Genomic DNA, 24,482 nt, shown 5'->3' with positions numbered 1-24,482 from the left:
GGGGGGGGGGGGGGAGCCGGCCGCCTTCGCGCATGGCGAGCAGCAGGTTCTGCATGGCGCCGGTCTTGAGCTCGTCGGTCAGCTCGATGCGGTCGGTATAGAGTTGGTTGCCGTTCTCATCCACGAGGCGGACATTGCCGCTCGCGACGATCTGGCCGGATTGGCGGTTCCATGTGACGCTATCGGCACGGACCGACTGCTGTTCGCGTCGCAGCACGACATTACCGCTGGCGGTCACCGAATCCGCGTTCTGGTCATACTCGACAGTGTCCGCCTCGAAGGCGATCGGAATCTTTTCCTCGGTGCCGGCCGGTGCCGCGGTATCGGCTGAAGAGACCGCATCCTGTGCATAAGCGCCTGGGGCGAGCGTGAACGTGGCGATTCCTGCGGCGAGGATGCCCAGCGAAACGGGACGCAAGCGGCGATGACTGGCTTGCTGCGGTATCTGCGCGGCGGGGAGCATCACTTGCCTATCGCATCGCCGGTGCCTAACTGCAATCCAGTGATGCGGTGAACCGCACAAGTTGTGAAATCAACGGCGCCATCGCATGAAAAAAATTCAGGAGAATCCATGAATATCCAGTTCCTCGATGCGGCTACCCCCAGCGCTGAACGCCTCGTGGCCCGCCTCGTCAACCAGGATGCGATGCCCGCCGATCTCGAACCGGTGCTGGCAGAGGGTGCCAAGCAGTCGCGTTTCACCGGCAAGGCCGGGCAGGTCTTCGAAGGTTTCGTCGAGCGTGACGGCAAAGTCGTGCGCATGGTCCTCGCGGGAATCGGTGCCGCTTCGGCGAAGGATCGCCGCGCTGCCATCGAAAAGGCGGGTGCCGCTGTCGTTGCGAAGTACCTGACCTCCGGCGAGACTGCACTGGCGCTCGACGTTACCGGTGCCGGGCTCTCTGCCGAAGAAACCAGCGGCGCGCTGCTCGGCGCCGTGCTGCGTTCCTGGCGCCACGACGTCTATCGCACCAAGCTGTCCGACGAAGCGAAGCCCACGCTGGCTTCGATCTCGGTGATCGGCGCTCCGGACGGCACCGCGACCACCTGGGACGTCGAGACTGCGGTGGCAGATGGCGTTGCCTTCACCCGCGAACTGGTGACAGAGCCTGCCAACACGATCTATCCGGAAAGTTTCGTCGCCCGCTGCGAAAAGCGCATGGCCGGCACCGGGCTCAAGATCCGCGTGCTCGACGACAAGGAAATGGCCGAGTTGGGCATGGGCTCGCTGCTCGGCGTGGCGCAGGGCTCGGTTCGCCCGGCGCGCCTGCTGGTGATGGAATGGATGGGCGGCGCCAAGGGTGACAAGCCCGTTGCCTTCGTCGGCAAGGGCGTGACGTTCGATACCGGCGGCATCAGCATCAAGCCTGCAGCGGGCATGGAAGACATGAAGTGGGACATGGGCGGCGCCGGTGTGGTGGCCGGAACCATGCTTGCCCTCGCGCTGCGCAAGGCCAAGGCCAATGTCGTGGGCATCTGCGGCCTGGTCGAAAACATGCCCGATGGCAATGCCCAGCGCCCCGGCGACGTGGTCACCTCGCTTTCGGGCCAGACCATCGAGGTCATCAACACCGACGCTGAAGGCCGCCTCGTCCTGTGCGACGCGCTGACCTGGGTGCAGCGGGAATACAGCCCCGCCAAGATCGTCGATCTTGCCACGCTGACCGGTGCGATCATTCTCTCGCTGGCGCACGAATATGCGGGCCTGTTTTCGAACAATGACGAACTCGCTGCCGAGCTGACCGCGGCCGGCGATGCCTCGGGCGATCGCCTGTGGCGCATGCCGATGGGCGCGAACTACGACAAGATGCTCGACAGCCAGATCGCCGACATGAAGAACGTCGGCCCGCGCTTCGGCGGCTCGATCACTGCGGCACAGTTCCTCAAGCGCTTCATCGAGAACGATACCCCGTGGGCGCACCTCGACATCGCCGGCACCGTGTGGACCGACAAGCCCGGCGCGACGTGGGACAAGGGCGCGACCGGCTACGGCGTGCGCCTGCTCGACCGCTTCGTTCGCGACACGCTCGAAGCCTGACCGGACAGGGGAGGGACGCGGCCGATGCGGGTCGATTTCTACCAGCTCAGCCGCGATCCTGCCGAAGTCGCGCTGCCGCTGATCGCGGGCAAGGTCATCGGGTCGGGCGAGCGCCTCCTGGTGGTCTCCGCGGATGGTGAGCAGCGCAAGCGGATCCGACAGGCCCTGTGGTCTGTCGGGTCCGAAACGTTCCTTGCCAATGGCGAGGCGGGCGACGGGCATGAGGATCGCCAGCCGATCCTGCTGTCCGATGCGCCGCAGCCTGCCAACGGGGCGAAGTTCATGGCCATCGCCGATGGCCAGTGGCGCGAAGGCATCGAGCCCTTCGCCCGAACCTTCTATCTCTTCGACGATTCGACCGTGCAACGGGCCCGCAACGTCTGGCGCGAACTGCGCGCCCGCGAAGGGGTTGAGCACTATTACTGGAAGCAGGAAGGCGGTCGTTGGGTCCAGGCCGGATAAAGGCATGCTTGCGGCGCAACCGAAACCCCGCTAGGGGCGCGCGCAACTTTCCCAAATACCATACTTCGCAAGGAACCTGACATGGCGGTTACCCGCACCTTTTCGATCATCAAGCCCGATGCCACCCGTCGCAACCTGACCGGCGGCGTCACCAAGATGCTGGAAGAAGCGGGCCTTCGCGTCGTTGCTTCCAAGCGTATCCAGATGACCCAGGAACAGGCCGAGGGCTTCTACGCCGTCCACAAGGAACGCCCGTTCTTCAACGACCTCGTCTCCTTCATGATCTCGGGCCCGGTCGTGGTTCAGGTTCTCGAAGGTGAAGACGCCGTGAAGCGCAACCGCGACGTCATGGGCGCCACCAACCCGGCCGATGCCGCCGAAGGCACCATCCGCAAGACCTACGCCGAATCGATCGAGGCCAACTCGGTCCACGGTTCGGATTCGGATGAGAACGCCGCGATCGAGATCGCCTACTTCTTCAAGCCGGAAGAGATCGTCGGCTGATCGGCGATTAATTCTTCGCAAGATGGACGAAGGCCGCCCAATCGGGCGGCCTTTTTCTTTGCGGCTCGGTCTATCGTTCGGTTAATCGATAGTTAGCTAATCGATTCCGAACTGGAGGAGGCTTGTCTTGATCGGCAGGACATTCATCATTGTAGCCGGCGCGTCGTTCATCGCAGCAGTGATCACATCGGGCGCCGCGCAGATCAGCGCGGGCACAGCGCCGGTGCAATTGCTTCAACTCGTTGCCATGCGATAGGCTCATGCCGAGCCGCAAAAGGCGGCTATTGGGCGCTCTTGTCGCCCGTCACGAGGTGCGCGAGGCAGCGTGAGTAGAGCTGGTGCTCGGCAATCAGGACCCGCGCGGCGAGTGTTTCGGGCGTATCGCCGGGAATGATCGCGACCGGGGTCTGGCCCAGGATCGGGCCGTCGTCGAGCTCTGCCGTGACGAGGTGCACGGTTACGCCACCATGCGAATCGCCTGCCTCGATGGCCCGTTCATGGGTGTGCAGCCCGGTGTACCTGGGCAGCAGGGAAGGGTGAATGTTGACCATGCGGCCTTCCCATCCTGCGACGAATTCGGGTGTGAGGATGCGCATGTACCCGGCAAGGGCGACCCACTGCGCACCCGATTCGCGGATCGCGGCGTCCATCGCCTTGTCATGTTCCGCGCGTGCCATGCCCTTGTGAGACAGGGCGAAGGTCGGCACGCCTTCAGCCTCGGCAAGCACGAGACCCTTGGCTGCCGGATCGTTGGAGGCGACCAGGACGATCTCGAAAGGACAGTCCTCGGCCCGGCTCGCGTAAAGCAGTGCGGCCATGTTGGTGCCGCTGCCGGAAATGAGGACGGCAACCTTCTCGCGGATCATTCGAAACTTCCGTTCGCGTCATGCTGAAGGGATTTCAGCATCCGTTCTTCCTCCATCGCGGACTTGCGGCGGTTCGGCCCAGAACCGCACCATGCGTTCAGGGCCTCGACGGCCTCAAGCGAAGTGCGTGGCTTCCCAGTTCTCGCGAGCGGACCAGACTTCGGCCTTGCCCTGCACGGTGCAGCCCTTCTCGCCCGGCTCGATCGCGCCGATAACGTGGACGGTCTCGCCCGCCGCTTCGAGGTCGGCCTGGAATGCTGCCGCGTCGTCGGCGGCCACGGCAAGGACCATGCCGATGCCGCAGTTGAAGGTGCGTGCCATTTCGCCGGGCTCGATGTTGCCCTGCGCCTGGAGGAACGCCATCAGGCGCGGTTGCAGCCATGCGCCCGCGTCGATGCGCGCATGAAGGCCCTTGGGCAGTACGCGCGGGATATTTTCCAGCAGACCGCCGCCGGTGATGTGGGCGAGGGCGTGGATGCGGCCCGAGCGGATGAAGGGCAGCAGGCTCTTCACGTAGATGCGCGTCGGCGCGATCAGCGCGTCGATCAGCAGGGTTTCCGCATCGAACAGGGCCGGGCGGTCGAGCTTCCAGCCCTTGTCTTCGGCAAGGCGGCGGACCAGCGAATAGCCGTTGGAGTGTACGCCCGAGGAGGCCAGGCCCAGCAGCACGTCGCCGCTGGCAACCTTGTCGCCGGTCAGCTGCTCGCCGCGCTCGACAGCGCCGACGCAGAAGCCTGCGAGGTCATAGTCGCCTGCGGCATACATGCCGGGCATTTCGGCCGTTTCGCCACCGATGAGGGCGCAGCCCGACATCTTGCAGCCTTCGGCAATGCCGGCCACGACGCGTTCGGCGACGCCGTTCTCAAGCTTTCCGGTGGCGAAGTAGTCGAGGAAGAAGAGGGGCTCCGCGCCCTGTACGATGAGGTCGTTCACACACATGGCGACAAGGTCGATGCCGATGTGGTCGTGACGGTCGTGATCGATGGCCAGCTTGACCTTGGTGCCAACGCCATCGTTCGCCGCGACAAGGAGCGGGTCCCTGTACCCGGCCGCGCGCGGATCGAAGAAGCCACCGAAGCCGCCGAGGTCCGCGTCCGCGCCGGGACGGGCGGTCGCTTTGGCCAGCGGGGCGATGGCTTTTACAAGGGCATTGCCGGCCGCGATCGAAACGCCGGCCTGCTCATAGCTATAGCTCTTCGAGGAGTTATCTTCGGACATTGCGCGCGCATAGTGCGCAATCGGTTTCGAGTCACGCCCGACCCGCAAAAATGACGCACAAAAAGCGCCGGGCATGCCCAAGTTCGGGCGCAGTCGCTTTCCTGCTTGGATTTCGCTCGCCGTTTGGGCAAAAGGCCCGAGTTTTGACAATGGCCACGACAATCTCCCACAAATTCCGGCGGCTTGCCCGCACCGGTTCGCTCAAGGGCGCCGCTGGGCGCAAGGGCCTGATCCTCGGCGGCGTGGCGGCCGCGGCGCTCGCCTTTGCCGGCGGCTCCGCGCTGATCGCGCAGATCGAGGGTGATCGCGGCATCCCTCCGCTCGTCAATTCCGAGGACATCCAGGTCAACGGCATCAAGGTGGACGTGTCGGACAAGACCGGCGCGGATGCCCGTCTAAAGGCGTGGAAAGAGGCGGAAAAGGAAGCCTGGAAGAAGCTGGGCGGTCCTGACATGCCGGTCGAATCGATCGATGCCATGGTCTCGTCCGTGGTGATCGAGCACGAACAGATCGGCCCGCACCGCTATATCGCCTCGCTGGGTATTATCTTCGACAAGGCCAGGGCGGGCCAGTTCGTCGGCGGGGACGGTGCGAAAGTCCGTTCGGCGCCGTTGCTGGTCATTCCCGTGCTTTATTCCGGCGGCGTGCGCCAGGTCTTCGAGGTGCGCGGGCCCTGGCAACGCGCCTGGGCCGAGTTCCAGGCGGCGCAGAGCACTATCGATTACGTGCGTCCGGCCGGCGCTGGCGGCGAATCGCTGATTCTCACGGCGGGACAGCCGGGCCGACGCAGTCGCCTTTGGTGGCGCAACGTTCTCAACCAGTTCGACGCGGCCGACGTGATCGTGCCGGTGGCCCGGCTTGAGCGTCAGTGGCCGGGCGGCCCGGTGAAGGGCACCTTCACGGCACGCTACGGCCCGGACAACAAGTTCCTCTCCAGCTTCGAGATGACGGCGGCAGGCGACGAGCAGCTGCCGGAAATGCTCGACAAGGCGGTACAGCGCGTCGATGGCATCTACCGCGATGCGCTCGATCGGGGGCTGCTCCAGCCGGACCCGACGATCACCGCCGGTCGCCTCACGCTGGACCGCGCCTTTGCCGAATTGCGCGACAAGCTGATGCCGCAGGGCGCGCCGCCGCCAGAACTTCTCACGCCTCAACCGATCCCGGGGGCAACGCCCGAAAGCGTCGCTGCCGGTCCGGTCGAGACGGTGACCGTACAGTTCGCAACACCCGATGCAGGGGCGGTCGACTCGGCGCTGGCCGCCGTTCGCGGCGTGCCGGGCGTGAGCGGGGCCGCCACGGTGAGCCTGGCTATCGGCGGAACCTCGGTCATGAGGGTCACCGCAGCGGGTGGGGCGGAACGCCTTGCCGCGGCGCTGAAGGCGCAGGGCTGGAATGTCTCTGCCAGCGGCTCTACGCTGAGGATCAGCCGCTAGGACTGGGCCTTGGGCATGAGGCAGATCGCATTACCGCTTTCGTCCAAACGGGACAGGCCGCCGCGCATCGTCGTGGGCAATGCCAATGCGTCCGCGATCGATGCAATGTCAGAGCCGGGAAACTGGCCCTTCCATACCGCGATCCTCACCGGACCGCCGCGTTCGGGCAAGTCACTGCTTGCGGGCTGGTTTGCCGATTCGGGCGTGGGCGATGTCGTCGACGATGCCGACACGGTCGACGAAGACGCGCTGTTCCACCGCTGGAACCGTGCGCAGGAGAGCGGACGGCCCCTGCTCATCGTCAGCAACCGACCGCGCGGCAATGGCGAGGGAGCCTGGAAAGTCAGCCTGCCGGACCTCAATTCGCGATTGGGAGCCGCACTCGACCTCGAAATCGACGTGCCGGACGACGAGATGCTGGCCGCCCTGATGGAAGTGCACGCCGAAATGCGCGGCCTCGTTCTTGACCATTCCGCAACCGATTATCTTGTACCACGGTGCGAGCGTAGCCATCTGGGGGTCGAACGGCTGGTCGAAGCGATCGATCGGCTCAGTCTGGAACGCAAACAGGCCCCCACACTGGCCATCTGGCGCGAAGCCTTGATCGAGACTAAAGGCGGCGCTCCGGAAGACCTCGGGAACTAGGTCTGCTCTACGATGCTTGCCTTGCAGGCGAATTGATGGGAGATTCGGGCAATGCTCGGTAATCTTGTCCGATATCTGGATTCTGTCGTGGCGCGTGACCCTGCGCCCCGTTCGCGTTGGGAAGTGCTGCTCTATCCCGGCGTGTGGGCGCTGTTCTGGCACAAGATCGCGCATCGCCTGTTCAAGGCGCGGCTGTTCTTTCTCGCGCGCGCAGTCAATCACCTCTCCCGGTTCATGACCGCGATCGACATCCATCCGGGCGCAACCATCGGCAGGAACTTCTTCATCGACCACGGCTTCACCGTGATCGGCGAGACGGCGGAGATCGGCGATAACGTCACGATTTACCAGTGCGTCACGCTTGGCGGCTCCAACCCGACCAACGGCAAGGGCGGCAAGCGCCACCCGACGCTGGAGGACAATGTCATCGTCGGCTCCGGGGCGCAGATCATCGGGCCGGTGACCATCGGCAAGCGTGCGCGCATCGGCGCCAGCGCCGTGGTGACCGAGAGCGTGCCGGAAGGCGCGACCATGATCGGCGTGAAGGCACGTTCGACCCTTGTCGCCGCAGAAACTTACGCCAAGGACTTCATGCCTTACGGCACGCCCTGCAAGGAGCCGTGCGAACCTGCGCCCAACCAGCGCGTCGACCAGCTTGAAGAGCAGATCGATGCCCTGCGCGCGCAAGTGGAGGCGCTCATGGCCGAACGCGAAGAGGCCGCGAAGTCGACCGAACCGGCATGCAAGGGCGTTTGAGCTGAATGTCGGTTGGGCCGGCCGGACTGAATTCCAACCTCGGCAGTGTCGTTGCATTCCCTGGGCGCAAGCCGCTGCAGGTGGGGTTTGAGCGCGACGAACTGATGCGGATTCTCGATCTCTACGGGCGCATGGTCGCCGCCGGGTTTTGGCGCGACTATGCGATGGACTTCGGCAAGGATGCGGCCAACTTCAGCGCCTTTCGCCGCGCTGCCGAACGCCCGCAGGCACGGGTGGAGAAGCGCCCTTCGCTGCGCGCAAAGCAGGGCATGTGGACGCTGTTCGGCGAGGCCGGGCAAGTGCTCAAGCGTGGGCACGAACTGGCCGGCATTCTCAGCCCGCTCGAACGCAAGCTCCTCAAGATCGTCGAGGATTAAAGGGCAGGGGCGCTAGGCCCGATTGCCGTCAGCCGCGCTTGCCGGACAGCATGGCCATCGCGTGGTGCGACTGCTCCATGCCGTTATCGAACACATGGTCGCCGCGCCGGTCGCATATGCGCTCCCATGCAGCTGCGAAACCTTCGACGGTGCGCTCCGCCTCGGGTAGCAGGATGCCGTCGTTCATGGTGATGAAGGCGCCCTGGTAGACGCCGCCGCCGGCACCCACGATGGCATCGCTGGGTGCATCCTTCGATACGAGAAACAGCGCGGCGGGCACGACCGCTTCGGGGACGAAGGCATTGTAGGCTTCGTCGGGAAAGATGTCGGCGGTCATGCGGGTTCCGGCAGTCGGCGCGATCGAGTTGACGCGAATGTCGTACTTGGCGCCTTCCATGCGCAAGGTGCGCGCAAGTCCGAGGACGCCGGCCTTCGCTGCGCCATAGTTGGCCTGTCCGAAGTTGCCGCCAAGGCCCGAGGATGACGTGGTCATCAGCACGCGGCCGTAGCGCTGCTCGCGCATGGTTTCCCACACCGCCTTGGTCGCAAAGGCGCTGCCCAGCAGGTGAACGCGCACGACCAGTTCGAAATCGGCCGGGTCCATGTTCGCGAAAGTGCGGTCGCGCAGGATGCCGGCATTGTTGATCAGGACATGGACGCCGCCCCAGGCTTCCTTCGTGCGCGTGACCATCGCTTCCATCTGCGCGAAGTCCGAAACGTCGCCGCCGTCGGCCATGGCCTCGCCGCCGGCCTCTCGGATTTCCTCGACGACCGCGAGTGCGGCATCGGAATGGCCGCGGCCGTCGCGGGCGCCGCCGAGGTCATTGACCACGACTTTCGCGCCGCGCCGCGCCAGCTCAAGGGCATAGGCACGTCCCAGTCCATTGCCGGCACCGGTCACGATGGCGACCTGTCCTTTAAACGAAATGGGCATTTTCGGAGCACTCCGGCTTGGTGCGTGAGGGGGCTTGCCGCGAAATGGCAGGTTGTGCGGTGCGGTTCAATTGCAAAGCTTGACCATGAAGCGCGTGCTGCCGCTTGCTCCCGCGCGTTCTCGGGGCCATAGGCGGTCCGAACGAATCCGGCGATTCCGCGCGAAGCGGGATTGCAATTGACCAGACCGCCCTAGCGAAAGGCCCCCGCGATGAAAGTCCGCGTCCACGTCAGCCTCAAGCCCGGTGTCCTCGATCCGCAGGGTCGGGCGATTCACCACTCGCTCGAAGGCCTCGGCTTCTCGGGAGTGAACGACGTCCGCGCCGGCCGCCTGATCGAGCTCGACGTTGCCGACAGCGTAACCGACGAAGCGCTCGACGACATGTGCCGCAAGCTCCTCGCCAACATGGTGATCGAGAACTACCGTATCGAGAAGGTCGCCGCATGAGCTTCCGCTCCGCCGTCATCACCTTTCCCGGCTCCAATTGCGACCGCGACATGGCGGACGCGCTGGAGAAGGTTTCGGGCACTGCGCCGCATCGCGTGTGGCACGGTGATGCCGACCTGCCCGAAGGACTGGACTTCATCGCCCTGCCGGGCGGCTTTTCCTACGGCGACTACCTGCGTTGCGGTGCGATTGCCTCGCGCTCGCCGGTCATGCGGGCCGTCATCGAGGCTGCCGGTCGCGGCGTTCCGGTGCTGGGCGTGTGCAACGGCTTCCAGGTCCTGACCGAAAGCGGTCTCCTGCCGGGTGCGCTGCTGCGCAACTCGGTGATCCGCTTCGTCTGCCGCGATGTCCGCCTCAAGGTGGAAAATGCGCAGTCGCTGTTCACCAGCGGCTACGAAGCCGGGCAGGAAATCGTCATCCCCGTTGCGCACCATGACGGCAACTATTTTGCCGACGAAGGGACGCTCGACCGTCTTGAGGGTGAGGGGCGCGTAGCCTTCCGCTATGCCGAAGACGTGAACGGTTCGGCGCGACAGATCGCCGGCGTGCTCAACGATGCCGGCAACGTGCTGGGCATGATGCCGCACCCGGAACGCGCCATCGAGGCGACCCATGGCGGCACCGACGGTCGTGCGCTGTTCGAAAGCGCGATCAAGGGCCTGGTCGGCGCCTGAGCGCCAACAAGCCCAAGCCAAGCCGACGTCCCGGGTGCATCCCGGGGCGGTCGGCTCCATCCTCTCTGTAGTTGATTGATTGCGAGCGGGGGCAGACTGGATCTGCGTACTATCGCGCGGATGCGGCAGTCTTGAGCGGCGGGGTGTTCAGGCCGCGCTTTGCCTTGGATTGGCTGGATTGCCGAACAGGGCGATGGCATCTTGGGCGGCCATCGGGCGGCCGAAGAAATAGCCCTGGATCTTGCGGCAGCCGAGCTGCCGAATCATGTCGACTTCCTTCTGCGTCTCCGCACCTTCAGCCGTCGTCGACATTCCGAGGCTGTCGGCCATGGCAACGACGGCGCGGATGATCGCAAGGCTCTCGGGATTGCCGGTGGCAGCGCCCTGCACGAACATGCGGTCGACCTTGATCGTCGAGAAGCGCAGCTTGCGCAGGTAGCCGAGCGAGGAATAGCCGGTCCCGAAGTCGTCGAGCGCAATGCCGCAGCCCAGCGCCATGACTTCCTCGAGCGCGGCATTGGCCTTGGTCGTGTCGCGCAGGAAGATGCTTTCTGTCACCTCGATCTCGAGCCTGTTCGGGCTGAGGCCGCTGAGCCGGAGCGCGCCTACGACGCTGGCGACGAAGTTCTGGTCGAGGAGCTGTTCACCCGAGACGTTCACCGCGACGCGGATGTGTTCGGGCCAGTTTATCGCCTCCTTGCACGCTTCCTGGAGGACCCATTCCCCGATCGGTACGATCAGGCGGGTATCCTCTGCCAGCGGGATGAACTTGGCCGGGCTGACGCTGCCGTGATCCTTGCTGTTCCAGCGCAGCAGCGCCTCGAAGCTGACGACACCTTCGGTGTCTGCCGCGACGACCGGCTGATAGACGAGCTGGAATTCGTCGCGCTCCAGCGCACGGCGCAGCGAGAATTCGAGCTTGCGGCGCTCTTCGGCGTGGGCGTGCAGGGCCGGCTCATAGGTGAAGTGATCGTTTCCGCCGGTATCCTTGGCGCGATAGAGCGCGAGGTCGGCATTGCGCATCAGGGTCTCGACGGTCGAGCCGTCGCGCGGGCCGATTGCGGACCCGACCGATGCACCGACGTAAAGTGTGTGCTGGTCGACCTCATAGGGCTGCGAAAGCCGCTTGATGACGCGTTCGGCGACGCGGTCGATATGGGCAAGGTCCGAAGCGTCGCGGATGACGATGGCGAACTCGTCGCCACCGAGGCGGCCGCACAGCTCGTTGTCGGTCATCTGTTCCTTGAGCCGCTCCGAGACGCGGGCCAGAAGTTGGTCGCCGACGAGATGGCCCAGCGAATCGTTTACCGCCTTGAAGCGATCGAGGTCGATCATCAGGAAGGCGCAGCGCGTGCGCCACTTTTCGGCATAGTCCAGTGCTTCGCCGAGCGCTTCGGTGAGCATCATGCGGTTGGGAAGGCCGGTCAGCGTGTCGTATCGCGCGAGCCAGGCGATCTTGTCGGAATTTTCGCGCGCTTCGGTGACGTCAGATCCGACGCCGCGGAAGCCGTCGAAATTGCCCTTTTCATCGAGCTTGGGCGTACCGGAAAGCTCCCACCAGCGGGGTTGACCGTGGATCGTCACGCGCACCAGCAGGTTGTTGAAGTTCTCGCGCCGCTTGATGCGTTCGGCCAGGTCGTGGAGGCTGGTCGAGAACTGGCCGCTCTCCCACGCCGAACCGGCGATAAGCTGGATCAGGGGCTGCCCCTCGATTTCCTTGGCGTCCATGCCCAATGCGAAGGCGAAGCGCGGGGAAACCGACCGCACGCGGCGGGCGGTGTCGATCTGCCAGAGCCAGTCCGCCTCGCCTTCCTCGAACTCGCGCAGCAGCATCGAGACGACTTCGTCTTTCTCGACAATACCTGCTTCTGCGATCTTGGCGGTAACATGGCGGCGCGCGCTCTCGATGGCGGCGGCGATCACGATCCCGGAGAAAGCAATGCTGACCGCGGCCATGTCGAACATGCCGCGGCTCAGGAAGAAAACGATCGCCGTAGAGCCGGTAATCCCGGTGAAGAGCAGGGTGCCGAGCGGCACTGCCGGCAGCAGCACGGCCGATGCTGTCATCAGCATCGCCACCACGATCCACAGCTTCACCTGCGTTTGCGGGTCGACGAAGAAGCCCAGGCCGCCGATCGGGACCGACCAGGCCAGGCCGTTGAGAATCGAGCTGATCATCTGCGCGTGGACTTCGTCGCGCGAGATGCGACGCTTGTCCGCGTCGATCAGCGTGCGATCGATACGGACCCCGCGCCAGAGCGTGAGGCAGGCCACGGCGATCCAAATCGCGACCGCCGCCATCGGCACTTGCCCGAAGACCAGGGCGGCGGTTGCGAGCATGGCGGAAATCTGCGTCGTTACCCGCGCGAAGGTAGAGTGGCCGAGGCAGGAATATTGGATTCCCCGCAGTCGGCTCCAATCGCCGTCGTCCGGATCCGATAGCCCGAGGACCGCCAATACTGGCAGTTCCCGGGGCAAGGTGCAGTAGGTGGACGTGTGCGTGTTCACACCCCTGCAATAACCGACCAAGTGTTATTACAGGGTAAAAGTCGTTCAATCAGTCGCGCAGGACTGAATTATTGCCGCGAACTGTCGTTATTCGACGGTTACGCTCTTGGCGAGATTGCGGGGCTGGTCGACGTCGGTGCCCTTTACGCAGGCGACGTGGTAGGCCAGCAACTGAACCGGGACGGCATAGACCAGCGGCGCGATCAGCGGGTGAACCTTGGGCATCTCGATCGTCGCGATGCAGCCTTCACCAGCTTCCCCGATACCTTCCCTGTCGGAAATCAGCACGACCTTGCCGCCGCGGGCGCGCACTTCCTGCATGTTGCTGACGGTCTTTTCGAAGAGCGGACCGGAAGGCGCTAGGACGATAACCGGCACGGCATCGTCGATCAGCGCGATCGGTCCGTGCTTCATTTCGCCCGAGGCATAGCCCTCGGCGTGGATATAGCTGATTTCCTTGAGCTTGAGCGCCCCTTCGAGGGCGAGCGGGAAGTCCGGACCGCGCCCAAGGTAAAGCACGTCGCGCGCCGGGGCGATGAGGTGTGCCATCTCGGCGATTTCCTCGTCATGGGCGAGCGCAGCGTTGAGACAGGCAGGCGTTTCGACGAGGTGATTGACGACTTCCATCTCTTCCTCGCGCGCCATGCGCCCACGCTTGACTGCCAGATGCGCAGCCAGGGCGGCGAGTACGGCCAGCTGGCAGGTGAACGCCTTGGTCGAGGCGACACCGATCTCGGGCCCCGCATGGGTGGGCAGCAGCAGATCGGCCTCGCGCGCCATGGTGCTGGTCGGCACGTTGACGACGACGGCGATCTTCTGGCCCGCTTCCTTGCAGTGGCGCAGCGCCGCCAGCGTGTCGGCCGTTTCGCCAGACTGTGAAATGAACAGGGCCAGTCCGCCCTGCTCCAGGACCGGTTCGCGGTAGCGGAACTCGCTGGCGACATCGATGTCCACCGGCAGGCGCGCGAAATGCTCGATCCAGTACTTGGCAACCATGCCGGCATAATAGCTGGTGCCGCAGGCGACGATGGTGATGCGGTTGACGCTGGTGACGTCGAAATCGATCTGGGGCAGGGCGACGGAGTGGTCGATCTGGCGGATGTAGCTGCGCAGGGTCTGGGCAACGACGGTCGGCTGCTCGAAGATCTCCTTCTGCATGAAGTGGCGGTAGTTGCCTTTCTCGATCGCTACGGCAGAGGCGCCGGAGGTGACGATCTCGCGCTCTACGGCATGACCGTCGACGTCGTAGATCTGCGCGCCTTCGCGGGTGATGACGACCCAGTCGCCCTCCTCGAGGTAGGAGATGCGCTGCGTCAGCGGGGCCAGCGCCAGGGCATCGGAGCCGAGGTAGGTTTCACCCTCGCCATAGCCGACGACCAGCGGCGAGCCGAGGCGGGCGCCGATCAGCATGTCCGGGAAGCGGCGGAAGGCGATGGCCAGTGCGAAGGCGCCGCGAAGCTGGGGCAAGGCGGCCCTGACCGCTTCCTGCGGCGACTGGCCCGCCTCGACCAGTTCGGAGACGAGGTGCGCGACGACTTCGGTGTCGGTCTGGCTTTCGAACTTGCGTCCACGCGCGACGAGCGCCTCGCGCAAGGGGCGGAAGTTCTCGATGATGCCGTTGTGGACGAGCGCCAGTTCCCCGGTCGCATGGGGATGGGCGTTGACCGCCGTGGGCGCACCGTGGGTGGCCCAACGTGTGTGGGCAATGCCGATCAGGCCCGGAGCCGGATCGACCGCCAGTTCCTTGACGAGGTTGAGCAGCTTGCCTTCGGCCCGGCGACGGATCAGCTGACCTTCGTGGACAGTGCAGACGCCGGCACTGTCATAGCCGCGGTATTCCATGCGCCTGAGGCCGTCCACGAGGCGCTCCGCGACTTCTTCCTTGCCGACGATACCGATGATTCCACACATGTGTCGCGCTTGCCGCCTTGTTCCGGGTGAATGTTGTTGTGGCTGGATCGAGCCTTGTCGGTCCAGCAGATGGCGCTCCGTCCGGGAATGGACAAGCTTGAAAATCGGTTTAGCCGCCGGTCTTGGCAAGCCAGCGGTGGAAAGATTGCTCAGTCGCCGTCGAGCAGGTCGCCCAGACCGCCCAGGATCGAACCCTCGCCCCGGTTCTGGCCACCACGGGAGCCGGCTGCTGCCAGCATCCGGCCGGCAAGCCGCGAGAAGGGGAGGGACTGGACCCAGACCTTGCCGGGGCCGCGCAGGCGGGCGAAGAACACGCCTTCGCCGCCGAAGATCATCGACTTGACCGATCCGGCGCGGATCACGTCGAAGTCGATGCCCGATGTGAAGGCGGCGACGCAGCCGGTGTCGACGTGCAGTTCCTCGCCCGGGGCCAGCTCTCGCTCGATCACGGTGCCGCCCATCTGCACGAAGACCCAGCCGTCGCCTTCCAGCTTCTGCATGATGAAGCCTTCGCCGCCGAACAGGCCGGTCATGATGCGCTGCTGGAAATGGACGCCGATGGAGACGCCGCGGGCTGCGGCGAGGAAGGCGTCTTTCTGGCAGATCAGGCGCCCGCCGACGTCGTCCAGCTTGATCGGGAGGATCGCGCCGGGAACGGGCGCGGCGAAGGCGACCCGCGCCTTGCCCTTGCCCTGGTGGGTGAACACGGTCGTGAACAGACTTTCGCCGGTGACAAGGCGCTTGCCCGCGCCGAGCAGCTTGCCCATGAAGCCGCTGCCTTCGCCGCCCGATCCGTCTCCGAAGACGGTCGACATCTCGATCGAGGCATCCTTCCAGACCATCGCCCCCGCTTCGGCGACGGCGCTTTCGCCGGGGTCGAGTTCGATTTCGACGAACTGCAGCTCCTGGCCCCTGATCTCGAAATCGACGTCGTCTGAAATCGAAGAACTGCGCGAATGGCTCCAGGGACTGCCGGACATGATGCCTCCTTTGCGGTGAATAGCTGGAACAAGGGTGTGGGGTGGGCGATTATCCTTGTCAAACCGCGTTCATCGGATACGCTTTGCAGTTCGTCGACCACTAACAAGGTGCGCGGCATTTCAGCGGATTCGTCGACCTCCAAAAGGTGCGCGGCGCATTTGGGTGAGGATGAAATCGATGAACCAGTGGAAGGCCTTAGTTCCCGGAATCTGCATGGCAATGGCTGTCGGTACGGCTGCAGGATCGGCCCCGGCACGCGCCGAATCGGTTTCGCCGGGGCACCTGACCGAAGTTAGCCAGCTGGTGGTTGCGCCCGATGTCATGGACAAGCAGCGCACCTCGGCAGGTTTTGGCTTCATTCGCGCAGGCAAGCCCAAGAAGGCGATTGCCGAATTCGACGCAGTGATCTCGGCGGCAGACCGTCGGCATCTGGGCGATCCGCGTCCGCGCTTCTGCGCACGCAATGAACGCGACGCCTCGCGGATCACGACCGCGACCAGTGCTTCGGGGGCGAGCCCGGTCTTGATCGATTCGGCGGTCTGCGACGCGCACTTCGGCAAGGGGTATGCCCTGATCGACATGGGGCGCGGCGATCTTGCCGAGGCGGAGCTGCGCCGTGCGACCGAGCTGGCGCCCTTCGATGCGCACTACGCCAACGAATATGCCGAACTCTACAAGTCGCGCCGCGACTGGAAGGCTTCGCTCGAACTGTTCCTTCATGCCTGGGACGTGGCCGACAAGAATCCGGCCGGACCCGATGCCGACCTTGCCGCGCGGGCGTTGCGGGGGATCGGCTACAACCAGATGATGCTCGGAAATCTCGATGCGGCCGAGAATTCGTTCAGGCAGTCGCTGGAATTCGAGCCAGGGAACAAGGCCGCCAGTATCGAACTGGGACATATCGCCCGCAAGAAGGCAATCGGTTCGTAATTCAGTTGCGAAGGCCGGGCTGACTTACTTTTTCTGCTCGGCCTTTTTCTTCTTCATCGCATCGTGGAAGCGGTCGGCCCAGCCGGGTTTGATCAGCTGTTCTCCGCGCACGAGACGGAGCTCGCCCGGCGCGACGTTGCGCGTGACAGCGCTGCCGGCGGCGACGATCGCATCCGCGCCGATCTGTATCGGGGCGACCAGCGCGCTGTTCGAGCCGATGAAGGCGCGTTCGCCGATCACCGTCTTGTGCTTGAAGTAGCCGTCGTAGTTGCAGGTGATCGTGCCTGCGCCGATGTTCGCGCCCGCGCCGATCTCGGCATCGCCAAGGTAGCTGAGGTGATTGGCCTTGGCGCCTTCGCCCAGCACTGCCTTCTTGATCTCGACGAAGTTGCCGACCTTGGAACCGGCCTTGAGCACCGCGCCAGGACGCAGGCGGGCATAGGGGCCAATCTCGACACCGCTTTCCAGCGTCGCGCCTTCAAGGTGCGAGAAGGCGCGGATGGTGACATCGTCGGCGATCGTCACGCCCGGGCCGAAGACAACGTTCGGCTCAATCGTAACGTCGCGGCCAAGCTGCGTATCCCAGGCGAAGAAGACCGTTTCCGGTGCGGTCAGCGTCACGCCATCGGCCATGGCCGCCTTGCGACGGCGGGCCTGCCAGCGTGCTTCGGCCTCGGCCAGTTCGCTGCGGCTGTTGATCCCGCCCACTTCGTCCGGATCGTCCGTGGTGATGACCGCACAGGTGCGGCCCTCCAGCGTGGCGACATTGACGATGTCGACGAGGTAGTATTCCCCCTGCGCATTGTCATTGCCCACGCGTGAGAGCAGGTCGAACAGGTCCGCCGACTTCACCGCCATCAGGCCGGAATTGCACAGGCGGCAGGCGCGCTGGTCTTCGGTCGCGTCCTTGTATTCCACCATCATCGCGATGCGGCCGTCGTCGTGGGCCAGCACCCGCCCGTACTGCAGCGGATCTTCCGGTTCGAAGCCGAGCACCACGACCGCAGGGGAATCCTTGGCATGAAGGCGCTCGATCATCGCGCGCATCGTTTCGGTGCGCACGAAGGGCACGTCGCCGTAAAGGATCAGGATGTCGCCATCGAAGCCATCGAGCGCGCCTTGCGCCTGCTGGACCGCATGGCCGGTGCCGAGCTGCGGTTCCTGCACCGCGAAAGTCACCTTGTCGCCCAGCGCCTTTTCAAGCTGCTCCAGCCCGTGTCCGGCGACGACGACCTGCCGCTGCGGCGAGAGTTCGGCCGCGCTGGCCATGAGATGCTCCAGCATTGGCCGGCCGGCGATGGGATGCAGGACCTTGTGCAGGTTGCTCTTCATGCGGGTGCCCTTGCCGGCGGCAAGGACGACGACTGCGAGCGGGGCGAGGGGTGATGAGTCTTCGACCATGGCGGCTCATGTGCCAGCAAAATGTTGCGGTTTCCACATCAAGTCTTAACTGGGGACGCGATGAGCACATTTCCATTCGATATCGTCGGTTTTGACCTCGACGGAACCCTTCTGGACAGTCACGGTGATCTTGCAGCGGCAGTGAACCATGCCATTGCGCACGAAGGCAGGCAGGCAATCCCCGCGTCCGAAGTGCGCGACCTGATCGGCGGCGGCGCGAAAAAGATGCTGGCCCGCGCGCTGGAGGTTACCGGGGAGCCGGTCTCCGACGCCCGTTTCGACGAACTGCACCGCATTCTGCTCGATTTCTATGAAGCCAATATCGCGGTCGAGACGCGCCTGTTTCCGGGCGGCCTGGAAATGCTCGACGGTCTCGCCGCGCGCGGCGTGAAGATCGCCGTGGTGACCAACAAGCTTGAGCGCTTCGCCTTGCGGATCTTTGACGAGCTTGGCCTGTCGGACCGCTTCTTCACTGTCATCGGCGGGGATACCCTCGGGCCGGGCAAGGCCAAGCCCCACCCCGATCTCATCTTCGAGATGCTCGACCGGGCCGGGGTTTCGCGCGAGGAGGCACGCGCGGTCTATGTCGGCGATACGACTTACGATACCGGGGCAGCTGCCGCTGCAGGTCTGCCCTGCGTCGCGGTCAGCTTCGGCTTCTGCGACAAGCCGCCCCGCGAACTGGGCGCCAATGCGGTGATCGACCATTTCGACCAGCTCATTCCCGCGCTCGATTACCTGGGGACTGCCTCGGTTCGCTGACCGGGATCGGGAGGCAGCCCCCGATCAGGGCTTGGGCGGATCGACGCCTTCCGGCAGGACCAGCACTTCCACGCCCGCGTCCGGCTGCAGGTAGCGTTTGGCCGTCGCTTCGACATCGGCGGCGGTGAGCGCCATCAGGCGTTCGCGCGCCTTGACGAAGCGATCGATGCGGTCGCCTTCAGACTGGGCGCGGTCGACCAGTGAGAGCCAGCCGGTGTTGGACTTGAGCGCGTTCTGGAAGGCTTCGTAGAGCGGCTGGCGCGCGCGGGTCAGGATGTCGTCGCCGACCGGGGCCGAGCGCAGCGCGTCGAGCACCTTGTGGATCGCCTTGCGGGTCGCGGCAACGTCCGCCACGTCGACGGAGGCATCGATCGAGAATGTCCCGTAGCCCTTCCACCCGCGCGAGAGATTGCTGCTGGCCGAAGGCGAATAGGTCTTGCCCAATGCCTCGCGAAGTTCGTCGGTCAATTCGATGCGCATGACCCGCTCCAGCAATTCCAGTTCGAGGGTCTGCTGCGGATCGCTGTCGTCGCGGGTCGGGAAGGTCAGCCGCAGCAGCGCCTGGTCGGGCGCGCCGGTGTGGCGCAGGATGCGCGGCTTGCGGTCCGGCGTGAAAGTGCGTGGCGGCTGGTTCGCATAATCGCGGAATGTTGCTTCGCGCGTCGGCAGCGCCCCCAGGGTGCGCGCGACAAGAGCGATGGCCTTGTCCTCGTCGATGTCGCCGACGATGCCCAGTTCGATGGCGCCTTGGGCCAGCCTTCCGCCGATGTCCCGCTTGAGTTCGTCGAAGGTGCGGTGGCGATAGGCATCGACCGGCTGCAGGCTGAAGCGCGGATCGTTGCCCGAGAGGATCGCGCCGAGGTCTGCGCTCAGGGCGGAGGAGGGCGTCGCCCGCAGTTGGGCGAAGTAGTTGTTCACCTGCTGGCGGTACTGCACTGCACCTTCCGGGCGATAACCGGGATCGGTGATGAGCGCGGCGATCAGGTCCAATTGCAGTTCGAGGTCGCGCGGCGTGGTCTGGTAGCGCCCGTCGAAACTGGTATCCGCGCTTGTGAGGCCGAAGCCGACGGTCCGCCCGGCGAAGATCGTATCGAGATCGTCGCGGCTGTGCTTCCCGAGACCGCCTTCGTCGAGGTAGGAGACCATCTCCGTCGCCAGCGGGTCGCTCTTGGTGTCGAGCTTGTCGCCGCCATCGATGCTGATGCTCACGCGCACTTTGTCCTTTTCGATGTCCGTGCGCTTGAGGTTGAGCATTACGCCGTTGGCGAAGCGGATCTCGCGGATGCCCAGTTCGGGCTCGATCCGGTCGTTGACCACATCTCCCGGAGTGCCGAAGTCGGTGTAGCCGAAATCGCTGAGGGCAGCGGTTTCGTTGCGCTCGACCGGCGCCTTCATCGCCTGTTTCCATGTCTCCCGCAGCGCTTCGGCGCCGCCTTCGGGTGCGATCCGGCCTTCGAAGCGCAGAAGGGGCTTCCTGAGCGGGATGGCTTCGCGCTCAAGGGCGGCGAGCACGGCCTCGGGCGTTATCTGCGGTGCGAAAGTCTCGAAGCGTTGCAGCACGGTTTCGGGCGTGGAGGGCACGGTCCGGTCGGTGACCAACGCCAGTGCGGAATCGGCCAGCGTGCGGTTGCTTCGCGTGTCGGCCGAGCCCAGCGCGTCGACCAGCGTGTTGCGGATCGATGCCACCTGCTCGGCCACTTCGGACGCGGCAAATCCGTAGGCGAGGGCGCGGCGATATTCGGCCACGGCGGCCTGCAGTCCCTCGCGCCACTTGCCGTCGACGGTATCGACGATGAGCCGCGTCGAGCGCGCGGTCTCGAAGAGGTCTCCGGTGCCGAAGCCGGCACCGCGAAACGGCGGGGAAGCCTGTCGCGAGAGGCGCTGGAGGCGGCGATTGACGATGTCATAGCCGATCGAGCGCAGCAGGTTCTCCTGGCGCTGCTTCACGCTGTCGGGTTCGTCGAGCCAGTGGCCGTTGCGCAGGGCCGTCACCCGTTCCGAAAGGGCAGGGTCGACGTAGATTTCCGTGCGGCTCTTGTCTTTCGCCCGGATCGGTCCGGCATCGGGCTGCGGCTCGGAAGGTTCGGCCTGCCAGTCTCCGAAATGGCGCTGGATCCCGGCGACCATCGCGTCGATGTCGAAATCGCCCACGACGACGACGGTGACGTGCGCCGGCACGTACTCGCGGTGGTAGAAGGCGCGCAGGCTTTCCGACGTGGCGGCATTGAGCGTCTGCGTCGTGCCGATCGGCAGGCGGTTGGCGTAGAGGGAGCCGGGATAGAAGAATTTCAGCCCGTCGACTGCATTGCGCAAGCCGAAGGTGTTGCGGTCGCGCATTTCGGACAGGACGACACCGCGCTCGCGATCTACGGCGCCTTGCGAGATGGTCAGTTCGCTGGCGGTCTGGCGCATGAGCATCAGCGCCGTGTCGAGTAGGGTGGCATCGCTGCGCGGCAGGTCCAGTTTGTAGACCGTGCGGTCGAAGCTGGTCGAGGCATTGGTGTCGGCGCCGAAGGCCAGGCCGTCGCGCTCGAGCAGGGGGATCATCTCGCCTTCGGGCACGCGCTTGCTGCCATTGAAGGCCATGTGCTCCACGAAGTGCGCGTAGCCCTGTTCGCTGTCGCTTTCGTCCAGCGATCCGGCCTCGACCAGCATGCGCACCACCCCGGTGCCGGCGGGCGTCGCGTTGTGTCGGACGATGTAGCGCATGCCGTTGGCGAGGCGCCCGAAGCGGTAGTCCGGATCGAGCGGGATGTCGCTGGCCTCGAAGGCCCAGGAAGTGTCGTCGCGGGGGGGCGTGTTCTCCCGGGCTGCCAGCGGGGCCGGCAGGAGCAGGAGAAGCGCAATCAGGAGTCCTCTCATCGCGCCCAGACCTGCCCCAGCCGCGCGCATATAACAAGGGCCCGGATCGCGATTGCCACCGCCATCCGGGCCCTGAAAGGCTTTATCCGCGCCCTGCTGGAGGCGCGGGGCCGGTTACTTGCCGCGCAGCTTGCGGTGCTTCGACAGGTCGAAGACTTCGCTCGGGCCGTTGTCGTCCTGTAAGAGGCCGAGGCGGCGCGCGACTTCCTGGTAGGCTTCTTCCTCACCGCCGAGGTCGCGGCGGAAGCGGTCCTTGTCCAGCTTTTCGCCGGTGGCCATGTCCCACAGGCGGCAGCCGTCGGGGCTGATCTCGTCGGCGAGGATCACGCGGCTGTAGTCGCCGTCCCAGATGCGTCCGAACTCGAGCTTGAAGTCCACGAGGCGAATGTTGATCGCCGCGAACATGCCGCACATGAAGTCGTTCACACGGATGGCCATGGCGGAGATGTCCTGCATCTCTTCGTTGTTGGCCCAGCCGAAGCACGCGATGTGCTCTTCGGCGATCAGCGGATCGCCCAGCGCGTCGTCCTTGTAGTAGTACTCGATCAGCGTGTGGGGCAGCGGCTCGCCCTCGGGAATGCCGAGGCGCTTGGAGATCGAACCGGCAGCCACGTTGCGCACGACGACCTCGATCGGAATGATCTCGACCTGACGCACCAGCTGCTCGCGCATGTTGAGGCGGCGGATGAAGTGGTTGGGAACGCCGATGTGGTTGAGGCGCGTGAAGACATACTCGCTGATGCGGTTGTTGATCACGCCCTTGCCCTGGATCGTGCCCTTCTTTTGCGCGTTGAACGCAGTGGCATCGTCCTTGAAGTACTGGATCAGCGTGCCGGGCTCGGGGCCCTCATAAAGGATCTTGGCCTTGCCTTCGTAGATCTGGCGGCGACGGGACATCCGATTCGTCCTTGATACGGTAAAAGTACAAACCCCGGCACGATGGAGTCGCTTTCACGACTGCGCGGGCCGGGGCGTTCGCTTCGCGCATATAGTGCAAGCCCGATCAAAAGCAAACTGCGCGGCTTCACACTTGGTGACAGCCGCGCAAGGAGGCAAGGTCGCAGCCCGGAAGGGAGCCGGAAGCATGAAGACGAACGCCGACGATGCCGTGAAGGACTGGATCGCGCAAAGCCAGGGCAGGACATACGTTTCCGACTGGCTGACCGTCGACCAGTCGATGATATCCCGGTTTGCCGATGTTACGCAGGACTGGACGTTCCTGCATGTGGACGAAGATGCGGCGCGGGCGGTCGGACTGGAAGGCACCATCGCGCACGGCTTCCTTTCGCTCTCGCTGCTTTCGGTCCTTCGGGAAAGCGCGCGGACGCCCGAGCTTCCGGGGATTGCCAAGGGGTTCAACTACGGCCTCGATGGCGTGCGCTTTCTCGAGCCGGTTTCATCCGGAGCCCGGGTGCGCGGCCATTTCAGCGTTGCGGAGATTGTCGGGACGGGGCCGGGCCGGTATCGCCAGACCCTCAGGGTCAGTGTCGAGATCGAGGGGCGGGAGCGCCCCGCGCTCGTGGCAGACTGGCTGATCATGGCAATGACCTGAGGGAAGGCGTCAGCGACATGGCGATAGCGATCAAGACCCTGACGGGCGCGCAGATTCTCGAGGTCATCGACGATCTGGCCGCATTGCGCATCGCGGTCTTCGCCGAGTGGCCTTATCTCTATGACGGCGATCCCGCCTACGAGGGCGACTACTTGCGCGAATTCGTGGAAGCGCCCGATGGCATACTGGTGGCGGCATGCGATGACGAACGCATCGTCGGGGCGGCGACGGCCTCGCCGATGTGGGCGCAGAAGGCGGAGTTTCGCGATCCCTTCGATGCACGGGGCATCGATTCTTCCCGGCTTTTCTATTTCGGCGAGTCCGTTCTGCTTCCCGAGTATCGCGGGCAGGGCATCGGCCATGCCTTCTTCGACCATCGCGAGGCGCAGGCGAAACGGTGCAAGGCCGTGGCGGCAACGTTTGCGGCGGTCGTTCGCCCGTCCGACCATCCGGACCGACCGGCGGACTATGTTCCGCTGGACGGTTTATGGCGCAAGCGTGGTTATGCGCCGGTGGATGGGCTGGTTACCCGGTTCGCCTGGAAGGACCATCGCGACACCGGGGAAAGCGACAAGGCGATGCAGTATTGGATGCGTGCTTTGGCTGACTAGAGGGCATCGTCCAGCAGCGCGGCGACGAGATGGCGAGCTGCAAGCTCGACTTCGTGCCAGGTTTCTTGAAAACCCTCCGGTCCGCCGAAATAGGGGTCGGCGACGTCGCTGCCTTCCATGCCCGGAACATGATCGAGGAGCATCGACAGTCGCGCGCGTGGATTGCGCGGGGCCAGGCGTTCAAGATCGGTGTAATTCGCCCGGTCGAGCGCGATCACATGGTCGAAGCGCTCGAAGTCCTCGCGGCTGACCTGCCGGGCGCGGTAGTTCGAGATGTCGATGTCGTGACGCAGGGCTTCCGCCTGCGCGCGCGGATCGGGCGGGTTGCCGACGTGCCACGAGCCGGTGCCCGCTGAATCGACGCAAAGCTCCAGTCCGGCCAGTAGTGCTTCATGGCGCAGCGCGGCCTCGGCCAGCGGCGAACGGCAGATATTGCCGAGGCAGACGAAGAGGACGGACGACTGAAAAGGTTCGCGGCTCATGGACCGGCTTCTAGCGGGGTCGGCAGGCGGCGTCATCCTTGCTTGCGGAAAGGCATTGGGCGGACTGCGGGGCCGCCGTCCTGCGGTTCGCAAGGAATTTTAAGGATTGCAATGTAGTGCTCGCTGCG

The 24,482-nt window shown here is 64.8% G+C and carries 24 protein-coding genes; 13 read left to right on the top strand and 11 right to left on the bottom strand.

Annotated elements, in window-relative coordinates; genetic code table 11:
• The coding region (locus SPHV1_RS18310; protein WP_197277745.1) for an LPS-assembly protein LptD at positions 1-463 on the bottom strand (463 nt) is incomplete at its 3' end.
• Positions 464-571: 108 nt separating this feature from the next.
• Here SPHV1_RS18310 and SPHV1_RS18305 point away from each other — a divergent pair.
• The 3 genes from SPHV1_RS18305 (at position 572) to ndk (ending at position 3,001) form a co-directional block, all read left to right on the top strand.
• Complete coding sequence (locus SPHV1_RS18305) at positions 572-2,035, top strand: leucyl aminopeptidase (protein WP_054947468.1); 1,464 nt, start codon at positions 572-574, stop codon at positions 2,033-2,035.
• A gap of 24 nt (positions 2,036-2,059) precedes the next feature.
• Positions 2,060-2,497 carry a DNA polymerase III subunit chi gene (locus SPHV1_RS18300; RefSeq protein ID WP_054947467.1) on the top strand — a complete coding sequence of 146 codons (438 nt, stop codon included), beginning with the start codon at positions 2,060-2,062 and terminating at the stop codon, positions 2,495-2,497.
• A gap of 81 nt (positions 2,498-2,578) precedes the next feature.
• On the top strand, positions 2,579-3,001 hold the full coding sequence (gene ndk, locus SPHV1_RS18295; protein WP_013833239.1) for a nucleoside-diphosphate kinase: 423 nt from the start codon (positions 2,579-2,581) through the stop codon (positions 2,999-3,001).
• Positions 3,002-3,282: 281 nt separating this feature from the next.
• On the opposite strand, the gene purN is transcribed toward ndk, so the two are convergent.
• Together purN and purM are read right to left on the bottom strand one after the other, a co-directional pair.
• Positions 3,283-3,867 carry a phosphoribosylglycinamide formyltransferase gene (gene purN / locus SPHV1_RS18290; protein WP_054947466.1) on the bottom strand — a complete coding sequence of 195 codons (585 nt, stop codon included), beginning with the start codon at positions 3,865-3,867 and terminating at the stop codon, positions 3,283-3,285.
• Between the two features lie 114 nt (positions 3,868-3,981).
• A complete protein-coding gene (gene purM, locus SPHV1_RS18285) occupies positions 3,982-5,085 on the bottom strand; it encodes a phosphoribosylformylglycinamidine cyclo-ligase (RefSeq protein ID WP_054947465.1) in 1,104 nt (367 codons plus the stop codon).
• A 149-nt stretch (positions 5,086-5,234) separates the two neighbouring features.
• Between purM and SPHV1_RS18280 the strand changes: the two genes are divergently transcribed.
• From SPHV1_RS18280 to SPHV1_RS18265, 4 genes are read left to right on the top strand one after another with little or no spacing between them, the layout of a single operon-like run.
• Positions 5,235-6,521: a hypothetical protein gene (locus SPHV1_RS18280; RefSeq protein ID WP_054947464.1), complete on the top strand. Its 1,287-nt coding sequence runs from the start codon at positions 5,235-5,237 to the stop codon at positions 6,519-6,521.
• Positions 6,522-6,536: 15 nt separating this feature from the next.
• Positions 6,537-7,166 (top strand): ATPase, encoded by a 630-nt coding sequence (locus tag SPHV1_RS18275; protein WP_054947463.1) that lies wholly within the window; start codon positions 6,537-6,539, stop codon positions 7,164-7,166.
• A 51-nt stretch (positions 7,167-7,217) separates the two neighbouring features.
• The gene (gene epsC, locus SPHV1_RS18270; RefSeq protein ID WP_054947462.1) at positions 7,218-7,922 is read left to right on the top strand and encodes a serine O-acetyltransferase EpsC; all 705 of its coding nucleotides are present in this window, start codon (positions 7,218-7,220) and stop codon (positions 7,920-7,922) included.
• A gap of 5 nt (positions 7,923-7,927) precedes the next feature.
• Entirely contained in the window at positions 7,928-8,299 is a 372-nt protein-coding gene (locus tag SPHV1_RS18265; protein WP_054947461.1) for a DUF2794 domain-containing protein, read from the top strand.
• 28 nt (positions 8,300-8,327) lie between these two features.
• On the opposite strand, the gene SPHV1_RS18260 is transcribed toward SPHV1_RS18265, so the two are convergent.
• Positions 8,328-9,233 carry an SDR family NAD(P)-dependent oxidoreductase gene (locus SPHV1_RS18260; RefSeq protein ID WP_054947460.1) on the bottom strand — a complete coding sequence of 302 codons (906 nt, stop codon included), beginning with the start codon at positions 9,231-9,233 and terminating at the stop codon, positions 8,328-8,330.
• A 210-nt stretch (positions 9,234-9,443) separates the two neighbouring features.
• On the opposite strand from SPHV1_RS18260, the gene purS reads away from it, so the two are divergent.
• Both purS and purQ read left to right on the top strand, forming a co-directional pair.
• Positions 9,444-9,680: a phosphoribosylformylglycinamidine synthase subunit PurS gene (purS, locus tag SPHV1_RS18255; protein ID WP_054947459.1), complete on the top strand. Its 237-nt coding sequence runs from the start codon at positions 9,444-9,446 to the stop codon at positions 9,678-9,680.
• The gene (purQ, locus tag SPHV1_RS18250; protein WP_054947458.1) at positions 9,677-10,354 is read left to right on the top strand and encodes a phosphoribosylformylglycinamidine synthase subunit PurQ; all 678 of its coding nucleotides are present in this window, start codon (positions 9,677-9,679) and stop codon (positions 10,352-10,354) included. Before purS ends, purQ begins: the two co-directional genes overlap by 4 nt.
• A 147-nt stretch (positions 10,355-10,501) precedes the next feature.
• Here purQ and SPHV1_RS18245 read toward each other — a convergent pair whose 3' ends face one another.
• The 3 genes from SPHV1_RS18245 to SPHV1_RS18235 all read right to left on the bottom strand — a co-directional run bounded on the left by SPHV1_RS18245 (position 10,502) and on the right by SPHV1_RS18235 (position 15,753).
• Complete coding sequence (locus tag SPHV1_RS18245) at positions 10,502-12,694, bottom strand: bifunctional diguanylate cyclase/phosphodiesterase (protein WP_231634734.1); 2,193 nt, start codon at positions 12,692-12,694, stop codon at positions 10,502-10,504.
• Positions 12,695-12,949: 255 nt separating this feature from the next.
• Complete coding sequence (gene glmS / locus SPHV1_RS18240) at positions 12,950-14,773, bottom strand: glutamine--fructose-6-phosphate transaminase (isomerizing) (RefSeq protein ID WP_054947457.1); 1,824 nt, start codon at positions 14,771-14,773, stop codon at positions 12,950-12,952.
• Positions 14,774-14,922: 149 nt separating this feature from the next.
• Positions 14,923-15,753 carry a TIGR00266 family protein gene (locus SPHV1_RS18235; protein ID WP_054947456.1) on the bottom strand — a complete coding sequence of 277 codons (831 nt, stop codon included), beginning with the start codon at positions 15,751-15,753 and terminating at the stop codon, positions 14,923-14,925.
• 214 nt (positions 15,754-15,967) lie between these two features.
• On the opposite strand from SPHV1_RS18235, the gene SPHV1_RS18230 reads away from it, so the two are divergent.
• The gene (locus SPHV1_RS18230) at positions 15,968-16,684 is read left to right on the top strand and encodes a lipopolysaccharide assembly protein LapB (protein ID WP_231634733.1); all 717 of its coding nucleotides are present in this window, start codon (positions 15,968-15,970) and stop codon (positions 16,682-16,684) included.
• 24 nt (positions 16,685-16,708) lie between these two features.
• Here SPHV1_RS18230 and glmU read toward each other — a convergent pair whose 3' ends face one another.
• The gene (gene glmU / locus SPHV1_RS18225; protein ID WP_054947455.1) at positions 16,709-18,085 is read right to left on the bottom strand and encodes a bifunctional UDP-N-acetylglucosamine diphosphorylase/glucosamine-1-phosphate N-acetyltransferase GlmU; all 1,377 of its coding nucleotides are present in this window, start codon (positions 18,083-18,085) and stop codon (positions 16,709-16,711) included.
• Positions 18,086-18,145: 60 nt separating this feature from the next.
• On the opposite strand from glmU, the gene SPHV1_RS18220 reads away from it, so the two are divergent.
• On the top strand, positions 18,146-18,847 hold the full coding sequence (locus SPHV1_RS18220; protein WP_054947454.1) for an HAD-IA family hydrolase: 702 nt from the start codon (positions 18,146-18,148) through the stop codon (positions 18,845-18,847).
• 24 nt (positions 18,848-18,871) lie between these two features.
• Here the strand turns inward: SPHV1_RS18220 and SPHV1_RS18215 are convergent, their stop codons facing one another.
• Positions 18,872-21,709, bottom strand: coding sequence for a pitrilysin family protein (locus tag SPHV1_RS18215; protein WP_054947471.1), 2,838 nt, complete (start codon positions 21,707-21,709; stop codon positions 18,872-18,874).
• A 114-nt stretch (positions 21,710-21,823) separates the two neighbouring features.
• Positions 21,824-22,606: a phosphoribosylaminoimidazolesuccinocarboxamide synthase gene (purC, locus tag SPHV1_RS18210; RefSeq protein WP_007011290.1), complete on the bottom strand. Its 783-nt coding sequence runs from the start codon at positions 22,604-22,606 to the stop codon at positions 21,824-21,826.
• A gap of 187 nt (positions 22,607-22,793) precedes the next feature.
• Between purC and SPHV1_RS18205 the strand changes: the two genes are divergently transcribed.
• Positions 22,794-23,261, top strand: coding sequence for a MaoC/PaaZ C-terminal domain-containing protein (locus SPHV1_RS18205; RefSeq protein WP_082431054.1), 468 nt, complete (start codon positions 22,794-22,796; stop codon positions 23,259-23,261).
• 17 nt (positions 23,262-23,278) lie between these two features.
• The gene (locus SPHV1_RS18200; RefSeq protein ID WP_054947453.1) at positions 23,279-23,872 is read left to right on the top strand and encodes a GNAT family N-acetyltransferase; all 594 of its coding nucleotides are present in this window, start codon (positions 23,279-23,281) and stop codon (positions 23,870-23,872) included.
• Here SPHV1_RS18200 and SPHV1_RS18195 read toward each other — a convergent pair.
• Entirely contained in the window at positions 23,869-24,354 is a 486-nt protein-coding gene (locus SPHV1_RS18195; RefSeq protein ID WP_054947452.1) for a low molecular weight protein-tyrosine-phosphatase, read from the bottom strand. The two genes, SPHV1_RS18200 and SPHV1_RS18195, sit on opposite strands and share 4 nt — an antisense overlap.
• Positions 24,355-24,482: the final 128 nt, after the last annotated feature.

This window comes from Novosphingobium sp. KN65.2 (assembly GCF_001368935.1).
GTDB classification, from domain to species: Bacteria; Pseudomonadota; Alphaproteobacteria; order Sphingomonadales; family Sphingomonadaceae; genus Novosphingobium; species Novosphingobium mathurense.
This window is presented reverse-complemented; position numbering and strand designations above follow the sequence as displayed.